General features: G+C 43.9%; 11 protein-coding genes. 6 read left to right on the top strand and 5 right to left on the bottom strand.

The window, feature by feature from the left end; all coding sequences use genetic code 11:
* Positions 1–59 precede the first annotated feature (59 nt).
* Genes SKC37_RS03005 through SKC37_RS02990 form a run of 4 tightly spaced genes read left to right on the top strand, consistent with a single transcriptional unit; the run spans position 60 to position 7,247 of the window.
* A complete protein-coding gene (locus SKC37_RS03005; protein ID WP_377980041.1) occupies positions 60–1,367 on the top strand; it encodes a glycoside hydrolase family 30 protein in 1,308 nt (435 codons plus the stop codon).
* Positions 1,364–2,728: a Gfo/Idh/MocA family protein gene (locus SKC37_RS03000; RefSeq protein WP_377980040.1), complete on the top strand. Its 1,365-nt coding sequence runs from the start codon at positions 1,364–1,366 to the stop codon at positions 2,726–2,728. Before SKC37_RS03005 ends, SKC37_RS03000 begins: the two co-directional genes overlap by 4 nt.
* Positions 2,728–5,190 (top strand): PIG-L family deacetylase, encoded by a 2,463-nt coding sequence (locus SKC37_RS02995; RefSeq protein ID WP_377980039.1) that lies wholly within the window; start codon positions 2,728–2,730, stop codon positions 5,188–5,190. Before SKC37_RS03000 ends, SKC37_RS02995 begins: the two co-directional genes overlap by 1 nt.
* Entirely contained in the window at positions 5,190–7,247 is a 2,058-nt protein-coding gene (locus SKC37_RS02990) for a penicillin acylase family protein (protein WP_377980038.1), read from the top strand. Before SKC37_RS02995 ends, SKC37_RS02990 begins: the two co-directional genes overlap by 1 nt.
* On the opposite strand, the gene SKC37_RS02985 is transcribed toward SKC37_RS02990, so the two are convergent.
* The 4 genes from SKC37_RS02985 to SKC37_RS02970 are packed head-to-tail and all read right to left on the bottom strand — an operon-like array spanning position 7,244 to position 11,035.
* Positions 7,244–8,098 (bottom strand): 3-hydroxyacyl-CoA dehydrogenase NAD-binding domain-containing protein, encoded by an 855-nt coding sequence (locus SKC37_RS02985; protein WP_377980037.1) that lies wholly within the window; start codon positions 8,096–8,098, stop codon positions 7,244–7,246. The genes SKC37_RS02990 and SKC37_RS02985 overlap by 4 nt on opposite strands.
* Positions 8,095–9,084 (bottom strand): phosphotransferase family protein, encoded by a 990-nt coding sequence (locus SKC37_RS02980; protein WP_377980036.1) that lies wholly within the window; start codon positions 9,082–9,084, stop codon positions 8,095–8,097. The genes SKC37_RS02985 and SKC37_RS02980 overlap by 4 nt, the downstream gene beginning before the upstream one ends.
* Positions 9,084–10,274 carry an acyl-CoA dehydrogenase family protein gene (locus SKC37_RS02975; RefSeq protein WP_377980035.1) on the bottom strand — a complete coding sequence of 397 codons (1,191 nt, stop codon included), beginning with the start codon at positions 10,272–10,274 and terminating at the stop codon, positions 9,084–9,086. The genes SKC37_RS02980 and SKC37_RS02975 overlap by 1 nt, the downstream gene beginning before the upstream one ends.
* 2 nt (positions 10,275–10,276) lie before the next feature.
* Entirely contained in the window at positions 10,277–11,035 is a 759-nt protein-coding gene (locus tag SKC37_RS02970) for an SDR family NAD(P)-dependent oxidoreductase (RefSeq protein ID WP_377980034.1), read from the bottom strand.
* Between the two features lie 74 nt (positions 11,036–11,109).
* Here SKC37_RS02970 and SKC37_RS02965 point away from each other — a divergent pair, with 74 nt between their 5' ends.
* Positions 11,110–12,066 carry a zinc-dependent alcohol dehydrogenase family protein gene (locus SKC37_RS02965; protein WP_377980033.1) on the top strand — a complete coding sequence of 319 codons (957 nt, stop codon included), beginning with the start codon at positions 11,110–11,112 and terminating at the stop codon, positions 12,064–12,066.
* Here SKC37_RS02965 and SKC37_RS02960 read toward each other — a convergent pair.
* Positions 12,055–12,408 (bottom strand): hypothetical protein, encoded by a 354-nt coding sequence (locus SKC37_RS02960; RefSeq protein WP_377980032.1) that lies wholly within the window; start codon positions 12,406–12,408, stop codon positions 12,055–12,057. The genes SKC37_RS02965 and SKC37_RS02960 overlap by 12 nt on opposite strands.
* A gap of 58 nt (positions 12,409–12,466) precedes the next feature.
* Here SKC37_RS02960 and SKC37_RS02955 point away from each other — a divergent pair, with 58 nt between their 5' ends.
* Positions 12,467–13,669: a helix-turn-helix domain-containing protein gene (locus SKC37_RS02955; protein WP_377980031.1), complete on the top strand. Its 1,203-nt coding sequence runs from the start codon at positions 12,467–12,469 to the stop codon at positions 13,667–13,669.
* Positions 13,670–13,738: the final 69 nt, after the last annotated feature.

The raw sequence follows: 13,738 nt of genomic DNA, 5'->3' as shown, positions 1-13,738 counted from the left end.
CTAAAAAAGGCGGTTTATTTTTTTCTAAATATTCGATACCTTTAATGAAAATTAAACCTATGAAAAAACTATTGCTGCTAGTAAGCTTGCCGTTTTTCTGTTTTTGCCAATCGGAGCTGTACCTAAGTCAACCTAAACAGAAATCCTTTTTTCAAAAGACCGAAAATCTCTATTCTGAATTCAGAGGAGCCAAGATTGTAGTGCATCCTGAACAGACCTTTCAAAGCATCGATGGATTCGGATTCACATTAACAGGCGGTAGCGCTCAATTAATTCAGCAATTAGAACCCGCGAAAAGAGCTGCTTTATTACAGGAACTTTTTGGTAAGAACGGAATCTCCGTTTTAAGAATCGGGGTAGGGGCAACAGATTTAGATGCGACGGTATTTTCCTATGAGGATAAGCCTAAAAAATTCAGCTTAGAACCCTCAAAAGCCGATTTGATTCCCGTTTTACAACAAATTATAGCCATTAATCCAGCGATAAAATTAATGGCCACACCTTGGTCTCCACCCACCTGGATGAAAGATAATGGGGAGAGTAAAGGCGGATCACTTTTGGAAAAGCACTATACAACTTATGCCAATTACCTTGCCACCTACATAGAAAAAATGGCAAATGAAGGAATTACGATCTGGGCATTAACACCTCAGAACGAGCCACTTCATCCAGGCAACAATCCCAGTATGTTGATGACATCTGAAATGCAGGCGAATTTTATCAAAATAGCTTTAGGGCCTGTATTCAAAAAACGAAAAATCACTTCAAAAATCATCGTCTATGACCACAATTGCGATCATCCAGAATATGCCATCGACTTATTAAATGATGCGGATGCTAAACAATATGTGAGTGGATCGGCCTTTCACTTGTACAATGGAGATATTTCTGCGATGAGTAAAGTGAAAGCGGCGCATCCGGATAAAGACCTTTATTTTACGGAACAATGGACGGGCTATAAGGGAGATTTTACGGGTGATTTTATGTGGCACGTAAAGAATGTCATTTTGGGCGCGGTGAATAACCACGCAAAAACGGCCATTGAATGGAATTTAGCGAATGATCCATCCTATGGGCCACATACTCCAGGTGGTTGCACGGAATGTTTAGGCGCTCTAACCATTTCAGGTCAGGACATCATTCGAAATCAATCCTATTATATTGTTATGCAAGCTGCGCGATTTGTACCGGCAGGTTCGGTTCGAATAGGGCTTGAAGTTCCTGAAAGTATTCAGGCAGCTGCCTTTAAACGACCGGATGGAAAAATTGTACTACTAATCCAAAATGAGGGTCGCCAAAAAAACATTAGCGTAGACAAACTAAACCTAGAAATACCAGCTGAATCAGTCCTAACGATCATACTATGAAAACATTCAACATTAACCGCAGACATTTCATGAAAGGGGCATCTGCAGCATTAGCCTTGTCTACCTTTGGCGCTTATGGATTAGATTTAGTGAATCCAACACGTCCTTACCGAGTGGCCTTAATAGGCGCCGGCTGGTATGGAAAGAGCGATTTATTCCGTCTGATGCAGGTCGTACCCGTAGAGGTAGTGGCTTTGTGCGATCCGGATCGAAATATGTTAACAGAAGCTGGTAAGCTAGTAGCAGCCCGTCAAAAATCGCGTAAAACGCCGAAATTATACGGCGATTACCGCCAATTATTAAAGGAAAATGAATTAGATATCGCCCTTGTAGGTACCCCAGATCACTGGCACGCCTTACAGATGATTGATGCGGTGAAAGCCGGTGCACACGTCTATGTCCAGAAACCCATTTCAGTGGATGTACTAGAAGGTGAGGCGATGGTCGCTGCCGCTAGAAAATACGGCAAAACAGTTCAGGTAGGAACTCAACGTAAGAGTACGCCACACTTGATCCAAGCCAAAAAAGAGATCATCAACAAAGGATTATTAGGTAAAGTAGCTCATGTAGAAATGTATTGCTATTACCATATGCGCAATAATGGTAATCCGCCAGTTCAAGCCGTTCCTGACTTTTTTGACTACGAAATGTGGACGGGACCTGCGCCATTACGTCCTTATGACGGTTTACCTCATACCCGCTGGTGGAGAACTTTTGAGGAATATGGTAATGGAATTATGGGTGATATGTGTATCCATATGTTCGATACAGCGCGTTGGATGTTAGATTTAGGTTGGCCTAACCGGGTAAGTTCTGAGGGAGGGATCTATGTCCAAAAAGAGGGCAAATCCAACATCCCTGACACACAAACAGCCGTTTTTGAGTACAATGGTTTGAATTGTGTTTGGCAACATAGAAGCTGGGGCACTGCTCCAGACCCAGAATATCCATGGGGCTTAACCATTTATGGGGAGAAAGGGACTCTACGAATGAGTACCATGAAATACGATTTCACGCCTACGGATCCCAAAGGGGAGAAACTGCACATGGACGTGGTTTATGAAAAAGAAAAGTATCCGGAGGATCTAAAAGAAGATCGCATCGAATTAAATGCGGCACCTGCTACTCGTGGGCATATGCTGGATTTCTTAGCAGCGATCGATAAAAGTTCAAAACCCATCGCTGACATTTCAGAAGGACATATATCTACCGCATCCTGCATTATTGCGAATCTTTCCATGAAGTTAGGTCGACCTCTTTCCTATGATCCAGGAACAAAAACCGTATTAAATGACCCAGAAGCAACAGCCTTATTAGCTAGAAATTATCGCGGTCCTTGGAATAGAAATATGCTAGTTTAATGAAAAAACTCATTCTTTTGGCCTTATTGGCCTTTCCTGTTTTAGCGCAACAACGCACCTCTGCCCAATTAGGGGAAGATTTGCAAAAATTGCGCGTGCTCGGCTCCGTTTTACACGTAGCAGCTCATCCAGATGATGAAAGCACGCATATGCTGACGTGGTTTGCACAACAACAACATTGGGAGACAAACTATTTTGCCTGTACAAGGGGAGATGGGGGCCAAAACCTCATCGGCGACGAGCAAGGTGTGCCTTTAGGATTAATTAGAACTCAGGAATTACTGGCTGCACGAAGAATTGACGGGGCGAATCAGTATTTTTCCCGTGCGTTTGACTTTGGTTTTTCGAAGTCGACGGATGAGGCTTTGGCGTTTTGGAATAAGCAACTGATCCTATCAGACTTAGTTTGGGTCATTCGAAAAACACGTCCAGATATCATTTTCACGCGTTTTCCACCTGATGCGCGGGCTGGACACGGACATCACTCGGCCTCCGCGGCACTCGCCATCGAAGCTTATAAAGCAGCGGCAGATCCCAAGATGTTCCCAGAACAATTGAAAAAGGGAGTAGATGTTTGGCAGGCGAAACGCTTATTATGGAATACGTTCCGTTTCCCGGGTTCTACCGGAAATTCTACTATTTCTGACTCCCAATTTAAAGTCAACATAGGCGATTATTTGCCTTTTTTAGGCCAAAGCACCGGCGAACTAGCCGCTTTCAGTCGTAGCCAACACAAATCCCAAGGTTTTGGCTTTGAGGTAGACCGGGGAAGAAGTACGGAATACTTCGCGACTTTAGGCGGTGAGGCTCCCAAAGAATATTTGTGGGATGGCGTAGACGCTTCATGGAATCGAGTAAATCCCAACATCGATACGCTTATCATACCCATCATCAAAGGCTACAATCCAGCAAAACCTTACGAGAGCATTTCGGCTCTAATCAGCTTAAAAAAATCCATCCAAGCGCTTCCTAAAAGCCCGTGGACACAGAAGAAAATAAACGAAATCAATGCTTGGGTAGTCAATGCTGCAGGAATTTACCTCGGAGCCACAACCTCACAAGGAATTGTTGCAGTCGGCGAAAAACTACCCATCAAAACGGAATTTATTGTTCGCGCACCTATTCGGGTGGAAAATGTGAAGATTGCTTTCGCAGGAATAGATTCGACCATTAAGGGCACTGTTGAACCCTATAAAAAATATCCTTTCAATCGCAGTATTACGGCCTCCGCGCCCATCACACAACCTTATTGGATACAAGAAACGAAAGCCACAGGATATTTTAATGTCAGTGATCAACAGAAGATCGGTCAAGCTAAGGTAGATCCAGCGTATACCGCAAAAGCAATCTTCCACATTCAAGGGGAAGAGTTTGCTATAGAACGACCCGTACAAGAATTGATCATCGATCCAGTGAAAGGGGAAATTCTTCAACCGATTGCCGTGACCCCTAAAACGGTCTTTAGTTTAAGTTCGAACGTGGTCTTACTCCCTAAGGGTAGTAAGGTAACGAAAACTACCAACCTCTACATCACAGCGCTAGCGGCCTTAAAGCCAGGTAAAATCGAGGTGAAGTCGGGAGCTACGGTTTTGGCAAATATCCCATTAAAAGACGGAATGAAAGCAGGAGAGAAGCAGGAATGGCCTATTTCCTTTACTGAAGCATCGGTACCACTAGGTAAACTATCGAGCAACATCCAACTGCACATTTCGTCCGGAACAGACAACTGGGTAGATTCCCTAACCTTGCAAACCATCGAATACCCACATATTCCCACCCAACGCTATTTCACACCCGTAAACTTGAGCTTATTGCACATCGACTTCGCGAAGAAAGGAAATCGCTTAGGCTATATCAAAGGCGCCGGCGATAAAGTCCCAGAGGCATTAAAACAAATGGGCTACGAGGTGGACTTCTTAGCGGAGAAAGACTTAACGGCAGCGAATCTGCAGAAATACGATGTGGTTTTAACAGGCGTGCGTGCTTACAACACGAATGACTATTGGGAAAATGGATATCCTGAGATCATGAAATACATCGAAAACGGCGGCAATTACGTGGTCCAATACAATACGGCTAGTTTTTTAGGCCCGATGAAGTCGAGCATGTCGCCCTATCCCTTATTAGTGTCGCGTAACCGAATTACGAAAGAAGAGGCTAAGCCGGAATTCCTGCTGCCTACTCATCCGCTATTGAATAGTCCTAATAAAATCAGCGAAAACGACTTTACGGATTGGATTCAAGAACGCAGTATTTATACCGCCGAAACAACTGACCCTCACTTTGAGTTTCCATTAGGATTTTCAGACCCGGGTGAATCCCAAAACAAGGGAAACATCGCTGTAACCAAATACGGAAAAGGTCAATTCATTTATACCGGATTGGTCTTCTTCCGGGAATTACCGGCTGGCGTTCCAGGCGCCTACCGTTTACTAGCTAATTTACTCGCAAAACCTCACTAATGAAATTAAAACTACTAGCTCTTTGTCTGATTACTTTTTGGGCAAATGCCCAACAACCGATTATCCGCAAGGATAAAATCACTATCGCGCGTGATACCTACGGCGTACCTCACATTTTTGCTCCTACGGACCCTGAGGTGGCATATGGTTTAGCTTGGGCACATTCAGAGGATGACTTTAAGACCATACAGACACTTATCCTGACGGGTAAGGGCAAATTAGGCACTGCGTTAGGAAAGAAAGGCGCGCCGGTAGATTTTGTCTTCGGTTTATTGAATACCCGCAAGGTGGTCGATCAGCAGATTAAGTCGATGGATCCTAAATTCTTGCAACTCGTGCAAGGGTATTTGATGGGTCTAGAGGCCTACGGGAAAGCGCATCCATCGGAAGTGGTGAATAAGCACGTGTTTCCCATTGCTATCGAAGATTATATCGCAACGACGATGTTTTCCGTGGCGATCTTCTGTGGAGTGGATAAGGCTTTGCCCAAAATCCTCGATGGCTCCATTCCCTCGCTTCCCGGCTTTACAGGAGAGGGAAGTAATGCCTTTGCCATTAAGGGCTCGAAATCGGCGACAGGAGAGCCGATGTTAGTCATTAACGCGCACCAGCCTATCGAGGGCGCTACGGCTTTCTACGAGGCACATGTGCAGTCTGAAGAGGGTTGGAATATCTTAGGAGGTTTATTCCCGGGTGGCCCATTGATCTTCCACGGAGTAACACCTCATCTTGCTTGGGCACATACGGTGAACTTCCAAGACAAAATCGACGTATATCAATTAAAGACGGACAAAGCACATCCGGGTCAATACGAGGTAGATGGCGAATGGTTGCCTTTGGTAAAGAGAAAAATAAAGCTGAACATCAAAGGCATTCCTTTCCCCGTTTCTAAGATGGCCTACGAATCGATTTATGGCCCTACGGTGAAATCGCCCAAAGGTGCTTATTTCTCCTTACGTCTTCCGTCTCTAATGGACGCCGGCGCTCTTCAGCAGTGGTACGCGATGAACCGCTCTACGAACTTCACGGAATTCAAGGCGGCATTAAACCAGAATCACCTGCCTATGTTCAACATCATGTACGCAGATAAGGAGGACAATATCTTTTATATCTCGAATGGAAAGATGCCATACCGTAATGCCAAATACAACTGGGCCTCCACACTACCCGGAAATACGCGGGAGACACTTTGGGAAAAATTCAAACCACTGAATGAATTACCGCAGCACCTAAATCCAGCGGCTGGGTATTTGTTCAACACGAATCACTCGCCCTTTATGGCGACGGCGGTAAACGAGAATCTGAATCCGGCGAACTATGATAAATACGACGGATACGAGACCTACCACAATAACCGTTCACAGCGGGCTAAGGACTTAATTGATACCTACGACAAAATAGGTTGGGAAGATTTAAAGCGCATCAAGTTCGATCGTCAATTGCCAGCGAAGATTTTATATCCCTATGGATACGATGCTTCGGTACTTTTCACGCTAGATGCAGCTAAATACCCGGCCATAGCGACTATTATCAAAGGCTTGAAAGAATGGAATCACGTGACCAATATCGAGAGTGTGGGCGCTTTGTATTATAACATTGCTTATTATGGGGCATCTAAAATCAGACATACAGCCTCTAAAGATCCCTTGACAGAATCGGAAGCGGTGGAGCTAACGCAATACGTGCACGATTTCCTAATGAAGCACTATGGACGTTTGGACGTGACGCTAGGGGAGTTCCAACGCCTGAAAAGGGGAGATCAAGATTGGCCACAAGCAGGTATGCCAGATGTGTTGGCGGCAGTTATGTCTGAGCCTATAGGCGAATCACAACGTAAAATGAATTCAGGCGATGCCTATATCGGATTCGTGAAGTTTCCCAAAGGTGGCGGTTTGCCACTGATAGAGACGGTGAATACCTTTGGAGCGAGTTCACATCCGGAGTCGAAACACTTCGCGGATCAACGCGAACTGTATCAGGCGCAGAAGACGAAGGTGATGACTTTGGACAAAGCCGAAGTATTAAAAAATGCGGAACGAATTTACCAACCTGATTAAATAAGAAAATCAGGATCTTTATAAGCAGGGGCAGGATAAGTATAAAATCCTTCCCCTGTTTTTTCTCCTAACTTCCCAGCGTCGATATAGGTCTTTAATAGGGCTGCAAAAGCCTGCGAACCTGCATCTTCCAGGTTATGTGTCACGTGCCAAGCGGTATCTAATCCAATCGAGTCCAGTATTCCAAAAGGTCCCATGGGCATATGGAAGTTCACCATCCAGGACTTATCTATATCTTCGATGCTCGCAATTTCTTTGGTCCTTAACTTACCCGCTGCGCCTATCACGGCCATCAGCATATAATTAAACACATAGCCCGGATTCTCTTTTCTCACGATCACGGGGACTTGTTTCAGCGCTCTGCCAAAATCTTCTAATAAGGTCACCACCTCTTCAGACGTACCAGGATGCGGCATGATATCCACCACTTTGGAATAAAACACATCATGAAAATGAAAGGCACAAAATAGGGCAGGGCGATCCACCGAATCCACTAACATAGACGGCAATAAATACGAGGTATTCGTCGTAAAAATCGTCTTAGCTGGCGCTAAAGCGGAAAATTGTGCCCACACTTGACGTTTCAAAGGCAATTCCTCCGTCACGGACTCCGAGATAATATCCGCGTCCCCTACGGCCTCCGCCGGATCCGTCGTAAATTTTATCTTCTCGATAATTTCATCCGTCAGCGAAAGCGATCGAAGAATCTTAGCCATCACTTTCTTCGAAGCCATGAATGCCTCCGCATTTATGTCATAAACAGCTACCTGAAAGCCTGACAAAGCAGCCTGTAAAGCAATTCTTGTTCCTAAAGTTCCGGCACCTAAGATGCACACATTATTGATTTTCATATGTTACCTGTTTGAATGGATGCAATCGCTTTCCGGCCAGCGGCCTCCACGACTTGGTTTAGAACACTAAAACGCGGGTCTTTCGAATACCCTAAACTAAAACGCTGGTAGATCTGCTGAGCGATGGTAGCCACTTTACATAACCCAAACACATAGTAGAAAACCATATTACTCACATCTCGCCCCGTTTTGGAAGCGTAATAGTCAATCACCTCGCGGCGAGTAAAATTCCCCGGCACATACGAGAGGTTAAACATCTTCAGGATATCTTCATCTTCCGCCTCTGCCCAATAGGCCAAAGTCGTTCCCAAATCCATCAGCGGGTCACCCACGGTAGCCATCTCCCAATCCAACACGGCCTGAACTTCTCCTGATACAGAAATCACTAGGTTATCGTATTTGAAGTCGTTGTGAATGAAGGCGACATCAGAATTTTTCGGAAGCGTAGAATGGAGCCAATCAAAGGCTTCTTCAATGGAAGTTACTTCCGTAGTCTTCGCCCTTTGAAAGCGTTCAGCCCAGCCTTGCACCTGTCGTAACGCATATCCCTCCGGCTTTCCTAAGGCACCTAAGCCAGAATCGCTTAATTCCAAAGAGTGTAAATCGATTAAGACATCTAGGGCAGACTGTGAAAGGCTATGAAAAAACAAGGCTGAAGCTTCCGCCTGTGGACGATTTCTAATGATCATGCCATCCACTTTCTCCATGAGAAAAAAAGGAGCCCCTAGGATAGACTCATCTTCGCAGGCTGAAATGGGATGCGGCATCTTCGTATAACCCGCCTTTTCCAAGGCCTGTAATACGCGAAACTCCCGAATCATATCGTGGGCTTTGGCAATCTTCAATCCATGCGGAGGTCTGCGCAACACATACGTCTCCTCACCAGCGCATACCTGATAAGTCAGATTCGAGAATCCGCCAGGAAAGGCCGTAAGCTCCACCGAAGGAACACCTAAATAAGCGGGTAATTTTTCAAAGCCTTCCATTAGCCCATCCGTGATTTTAAAATGCTCTTCGCTAAAACTGATTTATGCACCTCATCCGGCCCATCATAAATTCTAGCCCCCCGTTCGTGACGATACCAGAACGATAACAAAGTATCATCCGTGATTCCTAAACCTCCATGCACTTGGATCGCCCGGTCAATCACTTTCATCAACACATCTGAAACATAGAACTTGATGGTGGAAATGTCCTCCTTGGCTGCCTTAGCACCCTTTTTCTCGATTATATGGGCTGTGTTTAAAACTAAGAGGCGAGAGGCTTTTATCTCCGCGGCACTCTCCGCAATCCAGTTTTGAATCGTTTGTTGCATCGCTAAGGAATGCCCTGGATTAAGCTCTCTCTCGATAGCTCGGTCACACATCATCCCCAAAGCCCGCTCACAGATACCTATCCATCGCATACAGTGGTGGATCCGCCCTGGTCCTAACCGAACCTGCGCTAGCGTAAAACCGGAACCCTCTGTTCCAATTAAATGCGAAACGGGCACCCGGCAATTCACGAACTCCACCTCACTGTGTGACAGGTAGTCTTCGCCTTCATCACCCATAATGGGAATATTGCGGATCATGCGGTATCCAGGATTATCCAAAGGCACCACAATCATACTCGCCCGTTCATACTTATTTTCAGCCGAGGGATTCGTTACCGCCATCACAATCGTAAAAGACGCCCCATCCGCAGAGGAGGTAAACCACTTGTGACCATTGATAACATATTCATCTCCGTCTCGTACAGCGGTCGTAGACATGTGCACCGGATTACTGCCCGCATGCTCAGGCTCCGTCATCGCAAAACAAGAACGAATCTCACCACGTTCTAATGGCCGTAAATATTTCTCTTGTAAATAGGGTGATGCAAATTGATGCATCAACTCCATATTCCCGATATCCGGTGCATTGCAATTAAATACGTAATGTCCCAAAGGACTCGTACCTAACACTTCAGAAATCGAAGCGAAGTCCACTAAGGATAAACCTAGCCCCCCGTGTGACACGGGCAAGTGAGGGGCGAACAAGCCTTCCTCTTTCGCTTTAGCGCGCAGTGCTTGTAAGGCGGGCAAATGAGCCCGAAAAGAACCATAGATGGCCCCTTGCTCTAAAGGAATGATGTGTTTCTCGAGGAATGCTCCGTAACGAGGTACTAATTCTAACGCTTTATCTGAAACAAACATAGTTAAATGGTTAAACCGCCATCAGCGGTAATGACTGCGCCTGTCGTGTAAGACGCTCCTGGTGAAGCAAGGTATAAGGCGGTAGCTCCGATTTCCTCTGGGGTACCTATGCGCTTGATAGGTAATTGACGAAGCGTATGTTGCAGTATTTTATCATTGGACCAAAGCGCCTCCGAAAACTTCGTCTTGATCAAGCCAGGACAAATGGCATTCACACGGATATTAAAGTCGCCCCATTCTTTGGCAAAAGCCTTCGTCATCGAAATAAGTGCCGCCTTACTCACGCTATAAATCCCTAATCCGGGTTCCGGAGAAATACCGCCCACAGAGCTAATGTTAATCACGGACGCATTAGCAGATTTCTGAAGATGTGGTAAACAGAGTCGCATTAACTCGAATGGAGCCTTCAGGTTCACGTTCATAATCTTATCAAAGGCATCCAACGTCGTATCGTGAATCGGGCCAAAAGTCGGATTAGTCGCCGCATTATTCACGAGAATATCAATTTGGCCGTATTGGGCAATCGTCTCTGAAACTAAATGAGCCAATTGATCCATCTTTCCCACGTGGCACGCAATGCCTGTCGCCTCATATCCTTTGTCTCGTAATTCCTGGGCTAACTGATCTAAAGTAGGTTGGTCCCGACTACTGATGACCACCTTCGCTCCAGCCTCCGCAAAAAACTCCGCGATACTGAATCCGATTCCCTTGCTAGCGCCTGTAATAAGGGCTACTTGATTCTTCAATGAAAATGCCTGCATATTCTAGTCTATTTTTAAACAATTTAAAGAAATAATATGGTAATTTACGCTACCAACACTGGAAAAAACATACCATGAAGCAAGTCGTATTTCACGAAACTGGATTGCCTGAAAATGTACTTCGATTAGAGGAAATCGAAAAGCCCACACCTAAAGCAGGAGAAGCACTCGTACGCATCACAGCTCGTAACATCAATCCATCGGATATGATGTTTGTGCAAGGTTTATATGGCATTACGCCTAAACTACCCAGTAGTGCAGGGTTTGAAGCTTCTGGCGTTGTGGAAGAATCGGCTACTTTCCCTAAGGGAACCCGTGTACTATTTACCTCTGTAGGTACGTGGAAAGAATATACTTGTGTGCCGGATGCGGGATTGATTCCCATTCCAGACGGTATGACAGATGAGGTGGCTTGCCAGGCTTTCGTGAATCCGGTGACGGCTTATGGGATGTTAGAGACGTCTGGTTTGCAAAAAGGGGGTTCGTTATTGATTACAGCTGGGGCATCTGCCTGGGGTAAAGTCGTGATTCAATTAGCGGCTATGCGCGGTATTCACGTCATCGCTACGGTAAGGCAAGCAGATCAGAAGCAAACTTTATTGGATTTGGGGGCTACGGCGGTTATAGACGTAGCGACAGAAAGCTTGACGAAGAAAGTCAAGGAGATTTTCCCTGAGGGCATTGATTATGTATTTGATGCGGTAGGAGGGGATCAGGGGGCCAAAGCCTTGAATTGCCTTAAAACTGGCGGAAAGATGCTTGTTTTTGGCCTATTAAGTCAAGAACCCATTCCCCTTAATTCAGGACTACTTATTTTCAAAAAATTAAGCGTAGAGGGCTGGTGGTTGAGCTCGTGGTGGGAAGAATTAGGATCGGTAGGCATTCAAAAAGCTATCAAGGCGGTATTTTCGCTACTACTAAGTCAAGAAGTGACCGTAGATATACAGGCAACCTTTCCTTTGGCACAATTCAAAGAGGCTATTGATGCCTATCAAACTCAGGGACGTACGGGTAAAATACTATTGGTGTAAGCTATCTGACTCTGCTGGCTGATCATCCGGTTCGTGGTTATTACGACCATCCGCAGGGATGCCATCTCCAATAACTTCATAAGAAAGCTGATCTCCGGCGTTTGTTACTTCTACATTGTAGAGGAAAGTACCCTCGGGTTCTTTCGTTTTAAGTACTCCGGTATATAAAGAATCACTCTTTTGAACTAAGGAAACTTCTAGGACATCCACACCTGTAACGTGCTCTTTTTGAAGATTTTGTACCCACAATTCACGTACCTCTGCTTCGATTTCAGCAGATGATTTTTCACAAGACATTAAGACAAACACGGAGGCTACTGCCAGTAGAAATACTCTAATCATGCTGCAAAAATGGGCATTTTTCACGAAAAAAGGAAAAAGAAATTACTACATTTGATGCATGATTGATTTACTGGATTTTTCACATGCGAGTATTATTTGTGGATTACTTACAGTTTACGTTCTTCTGATAAAGAAGAATGCCATGCGATCATTCTCAGATTACATTCTATCTTTCTTTATTCTTAGCCAAATCTGGACAGCGGCTATTTATATCCTTATTTTTTCAGGCAATATCATTCATGTGCCATTTTTATACCGATCTGCGGCACCTATAACTTTTTTGATACCACCACTTGGCTATTTATATGTGCGTTCGATGCTATTTAATGAGCATAAATTCAATAAAATAGATATACTTCATTTGTTGCCATTCATCTATTTTACCATTAACTATTTACCTTTTTATTTAAGTCCAAATGACTACAAGATTGAGATAATTACAAAAACTATTCAGGATAAAAACTTTTCGATTCAGAAGCAACTAGGTCTTTTCTCTGAAAATATTTTCTTTTTATTCAGGCCTATTCAAGCCATTTTTTATCTTATATTTCAATGGGGGTTAATTATACGATTTAACCGAGACAACCCTAATAAGAAGATTGAGGAGCAAATTAGATTAGTACTGCAATGGTTAAAAGTATTCACGACAGCTAATTCGTGCATTTTACTGGCGTATTTTTCTACCATCGGATTATATTTCTTTATGGAAAATTTATTTGAAGATAAATTAATAAACATCGTACCTAATTTTCTTCTTGGGCTTTCATTCTTTATCATTTGTTCATATCTATTAATCTATCCTCAAACTTTAACTGGATTACCCTTTGTCAAATACAGAGAAACAAAATCAAATTTGATCGAAAATGAGGTGGATAAAATCCCCTTTATCTATGAAGATTATTCACAAGAAATAAACTGTTTAGAAAACTATTTTAAGAATAATTCAACTTTTCTTCAACCTAACTTAACAATTAGCCAAGTCGCAGTTGAGACACATATCCCCAACAGAGATTTATCTTATATCATTAATAATTACTACGAAAAGAGATTTAGCGATTTTTTAAATGAAATGCGTTTAAAGCATTTTTTAACCAAAGTAGATAGTAATACCCTAGATAGTTTTACCATTGAAGCTATTGCGTTAGAATCTGGGTTTTCTTCTAAAAGCTCATTTTATAGAGCATTTAATAGGTTCTATTCTTGTACTCCTTCTGAATATTTACAATCCCATCAATCAGCTAATTTGAAACCTAAAGCCTGATATTTGTGTCAAGTTCTGAACTTGGGAGTTATGCATTAGGCAGAATCTTCCAGGCGTAAATCATTTATA

This window comes from Aquirufa esocilacus (assembly GCF_042715595.1).
GTDB classification, from domain to species: Bacteria; Bacteroidota; Bacteroidia; order Cytophagales; family Spirosomataceae; genus Aquirufa; species Aquirufa esocilacus.
Note: the sequence above shows the minus strand (reverse complement) of the source record. Positions and strands in the feature narration are given on the sequence as shown.